The sequence below is a fragment of the Nocardiopsis prasina DSM 43845 genome, assembly GCF_000341265.1.
Taxonomy (GTDB): domain Bacteria; phylum Actinomycetota; class Actinomycetes; order Streptosporangiales; family Streptosporangiaceae; genus Nocardiopsis; species Nocardiopsis prasina.
This window is the reverse complement of sequence record NZ_ANAE01000108.1, coordinates 45,646-59,231: the sequence shown is the minus strand read 5'-3', so window position 1 is coordinate 59,231 and position 13,586 is coordinate 45,646. Positions and strand designations below refer to the sequence as shown.

Genomic DNA, 13,586 nt, shown 5'->3' with positions numbered 1-13,586 from the left:
GGGGGGGGGGGGGGCCGATCCTCCTCCCTCGGTCGCGTGAGGGAGCCCGAGGTTCGTCGGGCGACTTTCGCTCTTGGGGGGATCGCCTGGAGCTGGTCCATGGACAGCTCGGGCGGCACCCCACGAGCTTCTGATGAGTTCGCCGACGAGGCCATCTCGCAGGCGCCCACCGCACGCTTCGCCCCTGCTCCCACCCCGGGAGTCGCCGAGTGTCACGGGAAGCGAGTCGGGGTCGCGGTCGAACGTCAAACGTTGGATTCTCGCCGGTCCCGCCTCGGCCTCCGCGCCGAACATCTCGCCGTGTGCGCGGTACCAGCCCGAGTCGCCCCAGTGGTACCAGTGCATCAGCGGCTTCCAAGCCGACGATGCCCCGGGCAGGCCTCTGTGTAAGCCGCCCGGGGCATCGTGCATCCCGGGGCGTCCTTGCTCCGCCCCCACCAAGGGGGTGAACCAAGTACGCCCGAGAGGGCAACGGAGGTCGTCGTCCACGTCGAGGCGTGGAGCCCCGACCGTTCAGGAGCGCGCGGCCCCGGTGAGGGTGCAGTCCGGCTGTGCCAGGTCCAGCTCGGACCCGGCGGTCAGGCAGTTCGTGATCATGTGGACCTGCTGGCCGTAGGCGCGGCCCTGCTCGAAGGAGAGGTCGCCGTCCCCGTCCACCTCGCAGGGGTTGTTGTCGGTGCACTCCTCGCCGTTCCGGTTGTGGGTGTTGTGGACCCCCACCACCGTGGAGCCGTCGGGGGCCAGCAGCGCCGAACCGGACATGCCCGGCTGGACACCGCAGGCCTCGTCCGAGGCGTAGCGGATCGCGTCGTCCTGCTCGTAGCCGCCCTCGCGCAGGTGCGGGACCACGGCTTCGGCGGAGCACTCCAGGCGGGTGTGGGGGACGAGCATGCTGAGGGGGTCGCCCGCGCGCACGGGTTCGGAGGCCAGTTCGAGGACCTTGGCCCCCTCTGACTCCAGCTGCCCGTAGGTCGTGTCCAGGCGGTAGAGCGCGACGTCGGTACCGGTCATCGTCGCGTACACCAGACGCTCCAGTCGGGCGGTGGCCCGGGGGTAGCCCTGGGGGCCGCCGACGTGCACCTCGCCGTCGGCCGGGTGGTCGACCAGCGCGCTTCCCGGGGTGGGACGCTCCTCCTGCACGCAGTGGCCGTTGGTCAGTAGGAGCGCGGGGTCCTGCGGGCGCGAGGAGGCGGTGCGCACCACCGACCCCGCGCAGCTGCCCAGGCGCGCTGCCCCCTCCACGTCCGGGATCTCGTCGTCGGCGGGCACGTCGGTGCCGTCGATGATGCCCTCGATCCACTTGGTGTGCAGGGTGGCGTCGGTGAACCAGACCGGGGCGTCGTTCCCGCTCGGGCCGCTGACCACGCCAGCCACTGCCCACTCACCGTCCTCGCGGACCAGCGCGGGCCCGCCCGAGTCCATGTTGGCCGCGTTGACGCTGCCGTCGCGGCTACCGACGCACAGCTCGTCGGTGGGGCCCGAGGACCCGCACGCGGAGACCGGCTGGACCACGGTGTCGGCCTCGTGCAACCGGTTCGGGTAGCACGCCGGGTCGTCGCTGTCGTCGCAGGTCATGCCCCAGCCCAGGAGTCGGGCCGGTGAGCCCTCCGCCGGGGTGCTGCGGGCGATTCGCACGGGTTCGGCCTCGACCGGGGCCGCCAGGTGCATCAGGGCGAGGTCCCTGCCCCAGAAGCCGCCCTCGTCGTTGTTGGTCGCCAGCCGGTAGTAGTGGTCGACCTCGGCCACCTCGCCCCCGGAGGCGCTGTCCAGCGACCCGACCCGGACCTTCCAGCCCTGGGGGACCCCCACCTTCGCGTTGGTCGGGTTCTTGCCGGCGCAGTGGCTGGCGGTCAGCACCCACTGGGGGGCCAGGAGCAGGACGCCGCAGCCGTGGCCGTCCTCGCGCGGGGGCGCGGGGTAGGAGGGCTGGAACGAACCCATGAAGGAGTAGGTACTGGTGGACTCGGTGCCGCCCACGATCGCCTGCGCCGGGACCGCGGAGAACAAGGGAACGGCGAGCGCGCACGCGGCACCGAGCAGGAGGAGTTGTCTACGCATCTGCCGGAACCTACTCGGGCCCGTGTTGCGTAAATGTGTGGTGACCCGCGGCGGAGGCGTCCGCCGGAGCGCCCTCCGGCACCGCAGTAGCTCAGCTACCCGATGAGCAGGCCATTGCCCCTTTCGGGCCTACTTGGTTCGCCCCCGCACCAAGGACCTCTCCCCCTCCCGACACCCCAGCGGGCGGCTCGCCACGGTTCGAGGCGGCGGAACCGGACCTGAGTCTGCTCGGGCTACCTCTGAGGGGTCAGTCCTTCGGGGTGCCCACGCGCAGACGATTCCCATCGGGGTCGCGGAGTTCGATCTCGCGCGCCCAGGGCGCCTCCTCCACGGTGGTCCCGAACTCGGCCGCGATCGCGTCCACATCCCGCACCCGCAGGTACACCAGGGTGTCGGGGCGGGCATCACCCGTGTGCTCGGACAGGAACAGCCGGATCGTCCCCCGAACGATCTCCACGAAGGCCGGGAACCCCGGCTCGAAGCGGTGCTCCCACTCCTGAGCGAACCCGAGCCTTTCGTACCAGCGCACGGCCACGGAGGCGTCGGCCACGCGCAGGACGGGGACGACCTCCTCAGGCGCCATCAGCCCTGCTCCAGGTCCCACAGACGGCGTCGGGGACCAGGTCGAGCTGTTCCAGGAACGACCGCAGCAGCCCGTCGGTCTTGTCGCCGCACCCCGAGTCCGCCCAGACCTGGAATCCGTTGTTGAGCGTGGCGTAGAACACCGCCGCCACCAGGGCGGGCCGGTGGTCGGTCGGGTCCACTCCGGCGCGTTCGGCGATGACGCGGGCGAGCCGGGACTGGCGGCGGGCGCAGTAGCGCATGTTCACCTCGATGAGCTCGGGGCTCTGTGAGATGAAGTTGGCCGCACTGCCCTGGAGGTGCAGCTCCTCGCGCTCCAGGACCTCCCAGTGGTCCCGCATCGCGTTGCGCAGCGCGCGGAAGGGCGGTTCGTCGGCGGGACGCTCACGCACGAACGCGCACAGGAGAGCGTCGACCTCCTCGATCGCCTCCAGGACCACGTTCTCCTTGGAGGCGAAGTACCGGAAGAACGTCCGCTGGGAGACCCCCGCGCAGGCGGCGATCTCCTCGGTGGTGGTCGCCTCGTACCCCTTCTCGTGGAAGAGGCGCAGGCCGGACTCGATGAGGGTGTTGCGCAGTTCGGCCTTCTTGCGCTCGCGCAGTCCGACGTTCTCGGGGCTCGTCGTGCTCATGGACGTGCCTCCACTCCCGGGGTGACGCCTTCTTCCTGTCCCTGGAGGATACACGCGAGCAGAAGTGGCGTCAGTCACTGACAAAAGTCAGCGATTGTCAAATGTCAGCCGCTGACATAATGTCGCCTGGTACGGAAAGCCAGAGAAGACACGGGGCACACATGACCACCCAGGCCGAGCAGAGTCCACGAGACCCGAGAGATCAGCAGCACCCTCCGGCCGAGACCGAGACGAGCCCCCGGCCCCGCTTCACCGAGAGCCCCTGGGCCACGCTGGTCGCGATCGCCTTCGGCGTCATGATGGTCGCCCTCGACGGCACCATCGTGGCCGTGGCCAACCCCGCGATCGGCGCCAGCCTCGGCGCCTCCCTGGCCGAGCTCCAGTGGGTCACCCACGGCTACCTGCTCGGACTCGCGGTCTTCCTCATCACCGCGGGAAAGATCGGTGACCGCTTCGGCTACCGGAACACCTACCTCGTCGGCGTGGTCGGCTTCGTGCTGTCCTCGGTGGCGATCGCGCTGTCGTCCGGTGTCATCATGCTCATCGCCTTCCGGATCGTCCAGGGGATTTTCGGCGCCCTGCTGCTGCCCTCCGCCATGGGACTCCTGCGCGCCAGCTTCCCTCCCTCCAAGCTCGGCCGCGCCTTCGGCGTGTTCGGCAGCCTGATCGGCGCGGCCACGGCTGGCGGACCGATCCTCGGCGGACTCCTCGTCAGCGCGCTCAGCTGGGAGGCCGTGTTCTACATCAACGTCCCGGTCGGCGCCCTCGCCCTGGGTCTGGGCCTGTGGCTGCTGGCCGCCAACCGCGCCACCGACGCCGGGTCCCGCATGGACGTGCCCGGCATCGTCCTGGTGAGCGTCACGATCTTCGCGCTGGTCTGGGCGCTGGTCGAGGCGCCCAGCATCGGTTGGGCGCACCCGGTCACCCTGGCCTCCCTGGGTGTGGCCGTGCTCTTCGGTGCCGCCTTCCTCGTCTGGGAACGCCGCCCCGAACAGCCGCTCGTCCCGCTCGCCCTCTTCGCGCACCCCTCGCTGTCGATCGGCGTGGTCCTGACCGTGGCGATGGCGCTGGGCCTGATGGGCTCGCTGTTCTTCATCACCTTCTACCTCCAGGGCGTGCGCGGCCTGAGCCCCGCCCAGACCGGGCTCCAGCTCATCTCCATGACCGCGATGATGGCGATCACCTCACCCATCGCCGGACGCCTCCTGGACCGGGTCGGCGCACGCCTGCCCACCACGGCCGGGCTGCTCTCCGCCTCGGCGGGCATGTTCCTGCTCTCCCGGCTGGAGGCCGACACCGGAGTCCCGTACATCTCAGTCGCGTTCGTGCTGCTGGGCGTGGGCCTGAGCCTGGTGATGACCGGTGCCACCGCCGCGATCATCGGCAACGCCCCGGTGCGCTACGCGGGGGTCGCCTCCGCGCTCCAGCAGGCCGCCATGCAGCTCGGGGGTTCCCTGGGCACGGCGGTCCTGGGTGCGGTGATGTCCGCGACCATCGTCTCCACGCTGCCCGGGCACTACGCCGCCGCCGGTCTGGCCGAACCCTCCGCCGACGACCTCTCCGCCATGCAGAGCACCGTCGCGCAGGGCGGGGCGGTCCTGCCCGAGGGCGCGGACGCCGCCACCGCCGCCGCGATCACCCAGGCGAGCAACCTCGCCTTCCTGGACGGGCTCCAGCTGGCCTTCGGGATCGCCGCCGTAGTGATGCTGGTGGCGGCCGGACTCTCCCTCTTCATGAAGGCGGGACGGATGACGGACGGCCCCGCCGTGCACATCTGACCCCAACTGGCCCATGGAACGCGTGAAGGCCCTGGTGGTGCTCCCACCAGGGCCTTCACGCGTTCCCGAGTCGTCGTGGCTCAGGTCGTGTAGTCGGCGTTGATCCGGATGTAGCCCTCGGTCAGGTCGCAGCCGTAGACCGTGAAGGCGCCCTCGGCGATGCCCAGGTCGACGGTGATCACCACCTCGTCGCCCTTCATGTGCTGGGCGGCGCGCTCCAGCGTCTCGTCCGTCGCCTCGGTCGGGAAGGTCTCCACGTCCCCGAACACGATCCGCACGTTCTCGGGGAACACGTCGGTCTCGTCCGAGCACTTGCCCACGGCCATCGCGACCCGGCCCCAGTTCGGGTCGGCGCCGTGCACGGCCGTCTTGACCAGGGGCGAGTTCACTACGGCCTTGCCGATCCGCTTCGCCTGGGCGTCGTCGCGCGCGCCGGTGATCCGCACCTCGATGAGCTTGCCCGCGCCCTCGCCGTCGGAGGCGATCATCCGCACCAGGCTCAGCGCGACCTCGTACAGGGCGTCCTCGAACTCGGCGACGTCCACCGGTCCGGCCATCCCGTTCGCGAAGATCGCGGCGGAGTCGCTGGTGGAGGTGTCCGTGTCGATGCTCAGGGCGTTGAAGGTCCGGTCGACCACCCGCCGGAACACCACGTCCAGGACGGGCTGCTCCAGTTCGGCGTCGGTGAAGAACCAGGTCAGCATGGTCGCCATGTTGGGTTCGATCATGCCGACGCCCTTGGCGATCCCGGTCAGGGTCGCGTCGCCGACCTTCGCGGTGGCGACCTTGGGGTGGGTGTCGGTGGTCATCATGGCCGCCGCGGAGCGGTCCAGGTCGGCCGGGGGGAACTCGGCCGGGAGGTCCTCCAGGTAGGAGCGGACCCGGTCCATGGGGTAAGGGCGGCCGATGACCCCGGTGGAGGCGATCAGGATCTGGTCGGGGTCGACCCCGGCGGCGCGGGCCACGCCCTCCTGGACCTCGCGAGCGTCGGCCGTCCCGATCTGGCCGGTCGCCACGTTGGCGTTGCGGGCGATCACGGTGACGCCTCGGGCCCGGCCGTCGGCGGCCGCCTCACGGCTGAGCCGGACGCTGGGCCCGGCGAACCGCGACTGGGTGAACACGGCGGAGACCGCCGTGGGGACCTGGGAGACCACCGTGAAGAAGTCGTCCTGCGGGTCCTTGATCCCGATGTTGCCGGCCACACCGACGAAACCGGCGGGAACGGGGGTCTTGCTGCTCATCGTCCTCCTCGGAACTTCGTGGGCGCCAGCCTACTTCTCCCCACCTGCGGAGTCCGAGGCCGGAGTGGTGCTCAGGAGCCCCTGCTCAGCCCCGAGCCCACCCCTCCGCACACCCCTCCGCACACCCCTCCGTACGGTCCCGGGCAACGCCACGCCACAGCGGTGTGGTTACGGCCATGACCTGCGGGGGTTTCGTACTGTTCGGAGACGGCACGGGTGTGACAAGCCGGAGTGAACGGGGTATCCGCCGAGAAGTGGGGGAGACCGCTCGGGGGGAGGCGTGTTGTGCGTGATGGTGACTGGCTCACGGAGACTGGGGCGCGGATACGTGGCGTCCTGAAGGTGATGGTGGATGCGGACTGGTTGCCTGGCGGGGCCGCCGTGGTCGGCACCGGAGGAATGTGGGAGTTCGTGGCCGTGGGCCGGACCGACGGAGAGCACGACACCGCTCCCGATGTCTCCTACGACGTCGCGAGCCTGACGAAGGTGATGGCCACCTGGCCGCTCGTGGGAAGGGCGATCGCCGAGGGGGTTTTGGACATCAACGCCCCGATGTCCGAATACTTTCCTGGTGAGGACCTCCCCGGGGCCTGGGTGACCACCCGGCAGATCCTCACGCACACCAGCCGCCTCAACCCGGTGTCCTGGATGGAGCGGTACGTGGGCACCGACCAGGACCTCGCCGAGGCGATCCTGTCGGACCCGCTGGAGGAACCCGGCTACCAGTACATCGACCGCGGGTTCATCCTGCTCGGCCTGCTCCTGGAGCGCCTGTACGGCGGCACCCTGGACCGGCTGGCCGACGACCTGTGGACCGATCTCGGCCTGCGCTCCACCACCTACGGACCGTTGGCGAGGTCGCCCAGTGTGGCGCCGACCGAGCGGCGCCTCGTCGGCGCGGCGCCCTCCTGGGGTGTGGTGCACGACGAGGCGGCCGCGCTGATGGGCGGAGTGTCCGGGCACGCCGGCGTGTTCAGCAACGCCATCGACCTCGGGTCCTTCGCCCGGGAGATGCTGCGCCTGCACGACGGCGGGAGTGGGATCATCCCGTCGTCGTTCATCCGGGAGAGCTGGTCACCACACGTGGACGCGGGGGCCCGGCTGTCGAGGGGACTCGCCTGGCTGGTCACCCCGGAGGGCGTGGTCTACCACAACGGGTTCACCGGCACGAGCCTGTTCCTGCACCCCGAGAGCGGGCGCTACGTGGGTGTGCTCACCAACGCCGTGCACTACGGGCGCGACCGGACCGGTCTGGTGGACCTGCGCTCGGCCGCGCGTTCGGCGCTCACCCCGCAAGCCCACGAATCGTCGCCGTGAGCTGGCCGAGCAGCGTGGTCAGCCCGGCCGGTCCGGGGACGACGAGGTCGGCGGCGTCGGCGACCTCGGTCACCTCGTCGGAGGAGGAGCACACGGTGAGACCGGGGATCCCGTGTCCGCGCAGGGCCGCCACGGCGGAGAAGGCGGGCAGGTCGCCCAGGTCGTCACCGGCGAAGAGGACGCTCCGGGCCGCTCTCTCCTCCACCAGGGAGGTGAGGGCGGCACCCTTGTCCACACCCTGTGGACGGAGCTCGATCACCAGCCGACCGGGCTCCACCTGGAGGTCGGCCCGCTCGGCCAGCTCGGTCAGGGGACCGGCCAGCAGTTCCAGGGCCCGTTCGGGGTCGGTGGCCCGACGTGTGTGCACGGCCAGGGACCGGCCCTTGTCCTCGACCCACGTGCCCTCCGGCGCGCCGGAGGAGTCGATGAGGGCCGGGAGTTCCTCCCTGACCAGCGCCACTCCGGGCGGTGGGTCGGCGGCCACCACGCGGCCGTCCGTCCACCGTTCGGCGCCGTAGTGGCCGAGCACGACGATCCCGGGGACCCGCTCCAGGCCGCCCAGCCGCACGACGGTGTCCGCGGGGCGGCCGGTGATGACCGCGACGGTGCCCACCACGGACGCCAGTTCGGCCAGCGCGGCCACGATCCCCGGCTGCGGAGCGGAGTCACGCGGATCGGCGACGATGGGCGCCAGGGTGCCGTCGAAGTCGAAGGCGACCAGCGCCCGGTCGGGGTCCGAGACCAGTGCGTCGAGCGCGTTGCGACCGGCGTCGGTGGTGGGTACGGGACGGTCGTCTGCTGTGGACGGGGGCATACGGGGACCTTGTCGCTGTCGGGGGCGCTGTGGAGTTCCCAGGCGGGTGCGCTGCCCGGGTCGGTGGCCTGCTCCGCGGGTTCCCCGGAGCCCGTGGCCCGCTCGGTCGCCCTACAGGTGGATGCCCAACTGGCGGGCGTTGCGCTGACGTCTGCGGTCGGCGCGCAGGCGGCGCAGGCGCTTGACGGTCATGGGGTCGAAGGCGAGCGCCTCGGGGCGCTCGACCAGACCGTTGAGCAGTTGGTAGTAGCGGGTCGCGGAGAACCCGAACTCGTCACGGATCGCCTGTTCCTTGGATCCCTCGAACTTCCACCACTGGCGTTCGAAGGCGAGGATGCGCTGTTCGCGCTCGGCGAGGGCCGACTGACCGTCGTCGGACGGACCGATGTTCGGCATGGGACACCCCCTGGACGGGTCATTGGTTTGTCCGGATCGGCGCGACTCATGCTAGCGACTCGACATGCCGGATGAGGAGCGCGAAACCCAGGACTGGCACCAGGGATACAGTTACGTGTCCTACCCCCCGGGTCACTTGTCCAAGCCTGGATCCTGTGCGCATGACAGAATCGCGAGGGTCCGGGGAGGGCCCGGCGCAGCACCGACCGCAACGTTCGAGGGAGCCTGACGTGCTCGGGGGCAACAGCCGTAGCAGGACACACCAGCGCCACGTGTTGGGCGCCACGGCGGGCGCCTGCGCGGCGCTCACCGTACTGGGACTGACGGCGGTTCCAGCCGCCGCCGACGTACCCGACTTCCGCCCGGAGCAGTGGGCCCTGACCTCCATCGGAGCTCCGGAGGCCTGGGAGACCAGCCAGGGCCAGGGCGTCACCGTGGCCCTGCCGGGGGTCTCCGTGGACGAGGACCACCCCGACCTCCGGGACAACCTGGTGGTCGACACCGAGTTCGGCACGAACGGCAACGAGACCGATCCCGGCACGGCGGCGGGCGCGCTGGTCGTCGGACACGGCCACGGTATGGACGCGGACGGCGGGGTGCTGGGCGTGGCCCCGGCCGCGAGGCTGCTGGTCCTGCCCACCGACGACGGTCCCGCGGAGGTCATCGGCTACGCCGTGGAGCAGGGGGCCCAGGTCGTCCTGCTCCAGGACGAGGTCGAACAGGACGAGGACCTCCAGACGGCGACCGCCTCGGCCGCGCGGAGCGGGACGCTGGTCGTCGCCCCGGCGGGCGGCGAGGCGGACCCGAACGTCCTGGCGGTGGGCGGTGTGGACGAGGAGGGCGCCCTCCTGCCCGACTCGCCCCCGGCCGAGTCGATCGATCTCCTCGCGCCCGGAGCCGAGCTGTCCACGGCCGGCCCGGACATGGGCCAGACCGACGTGACCGGTACTCCGTACGCCGCCGCGGTGGCCGCGGGCGCGGCCGCGCTGCTCACCTCCGAGTACCCGCAGCTGGGCGCCGAGCAGCTCCGTGAGGCCCTGGTGGAGGGCTCCCAACAGGGCGGGCAGGGGCTGGCGTCCCTGTACCTGCCCTCGGCTGTCGCGCAGGCCTCGGGGAACGCCCAGGACATGCCGCTCGTCGACGACAACCTTGTGCAGGACGACTCCCCGACCGTTCCGGTGTGGATGTGGTTCGCGCTGGTCGGCGTGGTGCTGGCGCTGATCGTGATTCTGCTGGTGCTGTGGGTGCGCCGGACCAGCAAGGACCCCTACGGGGTGGCGGCCGAGCGGCAGGAGGAGGACCAGCGGATCGCCGCCGAGCGGGCCGAGCAGGCCAGGGCCGAGGAGCGTCCCTCCCGGCGCAAGGGCGGCCGCCGCCGCAAGAAGTAGGCGGGGCGTCGAGTCGGCTGAGGTCACACGCCCCCTGGCGGGGCGAGCCGTGGCGGATCGGGCGAAAAGCCCGTGACGCCACGGCTTTTCGTTGGTTAGGGTCCTTGCGGCACCACACACAGCTCGGTTCGGCGACACCTCGACGGTGGGAGACAGCATGGTTCGGATGCGGGACGGCAGCGCGGGCGACGCGGACTACGGGGTCATCGCCCGCACGTACACGGACCACCGGCAACCGGAACCGAGGATCGCCGAACTCCTCCACGCCGCCCTCGGAGACGCCCGGACGGTGCTCAACGTCGGGGCCGGGGCCGGGTCCTACGAACCCGCCGACCGCGACGTCACCCCCGTGGAGCCCTCGGCCAGCATGCGGGCCCGGCGCCCCGGGCACCTGCCCGCGGCGGTCGACGGCACCGCCGAGTCGCTGCCGTTCCCCGACGACTCCTTCGACGCCGCCATGACCACCTTCAGCGTCCACCAGTGGTCCGACCTCGCCAGGGGCCTGGCGGAGGTCCGGCGGGTGACCACCGGCCCCGTGGTGGTGCTGACCTGCGACCCCGCCCTGGTACGCGACTTCTGGCTGTACGGCTACTGCCCGGAGGTCCTGGACACCGAGGCGCGCCGCTACCCGGAGCCGTCGGTCCTGGCCGAGGGGCTGGGAGGAACGACCACCGTCACCCGGGTGCCGATCCCGCTCGACTGCTCGGACGGCTTCAACGAGGCCTACTACGGCCGCCCCGAGGCGCTGCTCGACCCCGGGGCCCGGCAGGCCTGTTCGGCGTGGAGCTTCGTCGACGAGGCCGCCCACACCCGCTTCCACGAGGATCTCTCCCGCGACCTCCGCGACGGCACGTGGGACGCGCGCCACGGCCGCCTGCGTGAACTCCCCGAGTGGGAGGGCTCGCTCGTCCTGGTGGTCTCCACCCCTGAGGGACGCCCCCAGGCCTGACCGTCGCGTTCGGTCATGCCCCTCGGACGTTCGGTAGTGCCACGAATGCGCGTGCATATGTAAGGCACGTCGAAAGCCTTGACGCGGGTACGCCGGACGGCAAGGCTTTGTGGAATGTCGCCTCTCGAAACGCCCTCTCTGCCCTCACGAGGAGACAGGCGGGTCGCCTCCGACCCCATGGCACGCAACCTGGTGAACGGTCGCGTGCGCCTCTCCGAACCCGACCCCAAGTGGCCCTACCTGTTCCGCCAGGAGGAATCCCGTATCCGGGGCGCACTGGGGGACCGCGTGCTGTCCCTGGACCACGTCGGCTCCACCGCGGTGTCCGGCCTGGCCGCCAAACCCTGCGTGGACCTGGTCATGGCGGTCACCGACTCCGCCGACGAGACCGCCTACCTGGACGACCTGGAGAAGGTGGGATACACCCTGGTCATCGCCGAACCCGACTGGTACGAACACCGGGTCCTCAAGGGCCCCAGCGTCAACCTCAACCTCCACGTGTTCAGCCGGGGGTGCGAGGAGATCGACCGCATGCGGCTCTTCCGCGACTACCTCATCGCGGACGCCGGGGCCCGGGAACGCTACACCGCGGTCAAGCGTGGACTCTCCGAACGCACCTGGAAGCGCATCCAGGACTACGCCGACGCCAAGTCCGGCATCGTCACCGAACTCCTCGCCGAGGCCGAGGCCTGGAAGGCGGCCGCCTCCCGGACCCACTGACCGGATACCGGTCGGGCGCCCGGTGACTTACCGGATGACCGGAGTCCGACCGAGAGCCAGCCGGTCGTGGGCCGGAACATGACCCCGCCGAAGGGCGTGTCCAGCACGGGACACGCCCTCGCGTTGTTCCTGGCGTCCCTGCCGTCTCCGGCGCCCGGCGCGTCCCGACGCCCTGCACCCGCCCGGCCCCGCCGCGGCCGAGCGGCTCACATCGAACCCCGTCAGCCGTCCAGGGAACGCAGCTGCTCCTGGAACCAGCGGCGCGGCGGCAGCGCCACGGCGGCCTCGGCCAGCCGTCCCCGGCGCTCCTTGCGCTCCCCCTCGGGCATCGACAGCGCCCGGTGCAGCGCCTCGGCGGTCTCCACGGTGTCGTAGGGGTTGACCAGCAGGGCGTCCGCGCCCAGCTCGTCCGCCGCCCCCGCCTCACGCGAGAGCACCAGCACCGAGTCCCGCTCGGAGAGCACCGGGCCCTCCTTGGCAACCAGGTTCATGCCGTCCCGGATCGGGTTCACCAGCAGCACGTCGGCCATCTGGAACGAGGCCAGCGACCGTGGGTAGTCGTCGTTGACCTCCAACACCAGCGGCGTCCACTCGGGGGTGGAGAACTCCTCGTTGATCTCCTTCGCGGTCCGCAGCACGGAGTCCGTGTACTCCCGGTACTCCGGCACGTCGCCCCTGCTCGGGTAGGCGAAGGCCAGGTGGGTGACCCGGCCCCGCCACTCCGGGTGCGCCGTCAGCAGCTCCCGGTACGCCTCCAGACCGCGCACGATGTTCTTGGACAGCTCCGTGCGGTCCACCCGGACGATCAGCCGGGTGTCGCCCACGGCCTCGCCCAGCGTCCGCCTGCGGTCCGCCACGGAGGGCTCCGAGGCGCTCTCCCGCAGCCCCTCCTCGTCCGCGCCCAGGGCGTGCACGCCCACCTCGACGATCCGGCCCCCGTGCTCCACGGTGCGCCGTTCGAGGTCGACGTCGGCGCGCAGGATCTCGGCGCAGCAGCGCAGGAACGCGTCGGCCCAGCGCGGGCTCAGGAACCCCAGCCGGTCGGCGCCGAGCATCCCCTCCAGCAGCTCGCGGGCCACCTGGGTGGGCAGCATCCGGAAGTACTCGGGCGGGGCCCACGGGGTGTGCGAGAAGTGCGCGATCCGCAGGTCCGGTCGGCGGGCGCGCAGGATGCGCGGCACCAGCGCCAGGTGGTAGTCCTGCACGGCCACGCGCGCGTTCTCGGCGGCACCGCTGACCAGCGCCTCCGCGAAGGCGTTGTTGTAGGCGGCGTAGTCCTCCCACTGGCTGCGGAACTCAGAGCCGAAGGAGGGCTTGTTCGGGGTGTCGTACAGCATGTGCTGCACGAACCACAGGGTCGAGTTGGCCACCCCGGTGTAGGCGCCGGAGAAGGTCGTCTCAGGGATGTCCAACATGTGGACTCGCATGCCGTCGAGGTCGTGCGCGAGGTCCAGACGGGCCCCCGGCGCCTCGGTGGCGGCGCGGCGGTCGGTGTCCGACAGGGCCGCGCACACCCACAGTCCGTCGATCTCGGTGGCCACGGAGATCATCCCCGAGACCAGTCCTCCGCCGCCCCGACGGTGCTCAAGCGAGCCGTCGTCGGCGGTGGAGAAGGAGACCGGGCCCCTGTTGGAGGCTATGAGGATCTGAGCCTTGTCCACGTGGTCGTCCTCTCGACGAAGGAAGCTCTGGGGATCACGCACTCCTCCTA

12 protein-coding genes are annotated in these 13,586 nt (G+C 71.2%); 5 read left to right on the top strand and 7 right to left on the bottom strand.

Annotation, left to right across the window (positions count from 1 at the left end):
- Positions 1 to 513: 513 nt before the first annotated feature.
- From D452_RS0110445 to D452_RS0110435, 3 genes are all read right to left on the bottom strand, one after another.
- Complete coding sequence (locus tag D452_RS0110445; RefSeq protein WP_017544097.1) at positions 514 to 2,058, bottom strand: trypsin-like serine protease; 1,545 nt, start codon at positions 2,056 to 2,058, stop codon at positions 514 to 516.
- Between the two features lie 247 nt (positions 2,059 to 2,305).
- Positions 2,306 to 2,641, bottom strand: a complete 336-nt coding sequence (locus tag D452_RS31350) for a glyoxalase superfamily protein (protein WP_017544096.1) — start codon at positions 2,639 to 2,641, stop codon at positions 2,306 to 2,308.
- Positions 2,631 to 3,272 carry a TetR/AcrR family transcriptional regulator gene (locus tag D452_RS0110435; RefSeq protein ID WP_017544095.1) on the bottom strand — a complete coding sequence of 214 codons (642 nt, stop codon included), beginning with the start codon at positions 3,270 to 3,272 and terminating at the stop codon, positions 2,631 to 2,633. Before D452_RS0110435 ends, D452_RS31350 begins: the two co-directional genes overlap by 11 nt.
- A 161-nt stretch (positions 3,273 to 3,433) precedes the next feature.
- Between D452_RS0110435 and D452_RS0110430 the strand changes: the two genes are divergently transcribed.
- Complete coding sequence (locus D452_RS0110430) at positions 3,434 to 5,050, top strand: MFS transporter (protein WP_017544094.1); 1,617 nt, start codon at positions 3,434 to 3,436, stop codon at positions 5,048 to 5,050.
- Between the two features lie 80 nt (positions 5,051 to 5,130).
- Here D452_RS0110430 and argJ read toward each other — a convergent pair whose 3' ends face one another.
- Entirely contained in the window at positions 5,131 to 6,291 is a 1,161-nt protein-coding gene (gene argJ, locus D452_RS0110425) for a bifunctional glutamate N-acetyltransferase/amino-acid acetyltransferase ArgJ (RefSeq protein WP_017544093.1), read from the bottom strand.
- Positions 6,292 to 6,636: 345 nt separating this feature from the next.
- Between argJ and D452_RS0110420 the strand changes: the two genes are divergently transcribed.
- The gene (locus D452_RS0110420; protein WP_017544092.1) at positions 6,637 to 7,608 is read left to right on the top strand and encodes a serine hydrolase domain-containing protein; all 972 of its coding nucleotides are present in this window, start codon (positions 6,637 to 6,639) and stop codon (positions 7,606 to 7,608) included.
- On the opposite strand, the gene otsB is transcribed toward D452_RS0110420, so the two are convergent.
- Both otsB and D452_RS0110410 read right to left on the bottom strand, forming a co-directional pair.
- Positions 7,577 to 8,422, bottom strand: a complete 846-nt coding sequence (otsB, locus tag D452_RS0110415) for a trehalose-phosphatase (RefSeq protein ID WP_017544091.1) — start codon at positions 8,420 to 8,422, stop codon at positions 7,577 to 7,579. The genes D452_RS0110420 and otsB overlap by 32 nt on opposite strands.
- Positions 8,423 to 8,533: 111 nt before the next feature.
- The gene (locus D452_RS0110410) at positions 8,534 to 8,818 is read right to left on the bottom strand and encodes a DUF3263 domain-containing protein (protein ID WP_017544090.1); all 285 of its coding nucleotides are present in this window, start codon (positions 8,816 to 8,818) and stop codon (positions 8,534 to 8,536) included.
- A gap of 230 nt (positions 8,819 to 9,048) precedes the next feature.
- On the opposite strand from D452_RS0110410, the gene D452_RS0110405 reads away from it, so the two are divergent.
- The 3 genes from D452_RS0110405 to D452_RS0110395 all read left to right on the top strand — a co-directional run bounded on the left by D452_RS0110405 (position 9,049) and on the right by D452_RS0110395 (position 11,875).
- Positions 9,049 to 10,206, top strand: a complete 1,158-nt coding sequence (locus D452_RS0110405) for a S8 family serine peptidase (protein ID WP_026129166.1) — start codon at positions 9,049 to 9,051, stop codon at positions 10,204 to 10,206.
- Positions 10,207 to 10,363: 157 nt separating this feature from the next.
- On the top strand, positions 10,364 to 11,155 hold the full coding sequence (locus tag D452_RS0110400) for a class I SAM-dependent methyltransferase (RefSeq protein ID WP_017544088.1): 792 nt from the start codon (positions 10,364 to 10,366) through the stop codon (positions 11,153 to 11,155).
- Between the two features lie 114 nt (positions 11,156 to 11,269).
- Positions 11,270 to 11,875, top strand: a complete 606-nt coding sequence (locus D452_RS0110395) for a GrpB family protein (RefSeq protein WP_026129165.1) — start codon at positions 11,270 to 11,272, stop codon at positions 11,873 to 11,875.
- Positions 11,876 to 12,096: 221 nt separating this feature from the next.
- Here D452_RS0110395 and D452_RS0110390 read toward each other — a convergent pair whose 3' ends face one another.
- Complete coding sequence (locus D452_RS0110390) at positions 12,097 to 13,536, bottom strand: alpha,alpha-trehalose-phosphate synthase (UDP-forming) (RefSeq protein ID WP_017544086.1); 1,440 nt, start codon at positions 13,534 to 13,536, stop codon at positions 12,097 to 12,099.
- Between the last annotated feature and the right edge of the window lie 50 nt (positions 13,537 to 13,586).

Coding starts and splice junctions, on each gene's coding strand:
- D452_RS0110445 (WP_017544097.1), bottom strand. CDS start 2,058: ATGCGTAGACAACTCCTCCTGCTCGGTGCCGCGTGCGCGCTCGCCGTT.
- D452_RS31350 (WP_017544096.1), bottom strand. CDS start 2,641: ATGGCGCCTGAGGAGGTCGTCCCCGTCCTGCGCGTGGCCGACGCCTCC.
- D452_RS0110435 (WP_017544095.1), bottom strand. CDS start 3,272: ATGAGCACGACGAGCCCCGAGAACGTCGGACTGCGCGAGCGCAAGAAG.
- D452_RS0110430 (WP_017544094.1), top strand. CDS start 3,434: ATGACCACCCAGGCCGAGCAGAGTCCACGAGACCCGAGAGATCAGCAG.
- argJ (WP_017544093.1), bottom strand. CDS start 6,291: ATGAGCAGCAAGACCCCCGTTCCCGCCGGTTTCGTCGGTGTGGCCGGC.
- D452_RS0110420 (WP_017544092.1), top strand. CDS start 6,637: ATGGTGGATGCGGACTGGTTGCCTGGCGGGGCCGCCGTGGTCGGCACC.
- otsB (WP_017544091.1), bottom strand. CDS start 8,422: ATGCCCCCGTCCACAGCAGACGACCGTCCCGTACCCACCACCGACGCC.
- D452_RS0110410 (WP_017544090.1), bottom strand. CDS start 8,818: ATGCCGAACATCGGTCCGTCCGACGACGGTCAGTCGGCCCTCGCCGAG.
- D452_RS0110400 (WP_017544088.1), top strand. CDS start 10,364: ATGGTTCGGATGCGGGACGGCAGCGCGGGCGACGCGGACTACGGGGTC.
- D452_RS0110395 (WP_026129165.1), top strand. CDS start 11,270: ATGTCGCCTCTCGAAACGCCCTCTCTGCCCTCACGAGGAGACAGGCGG.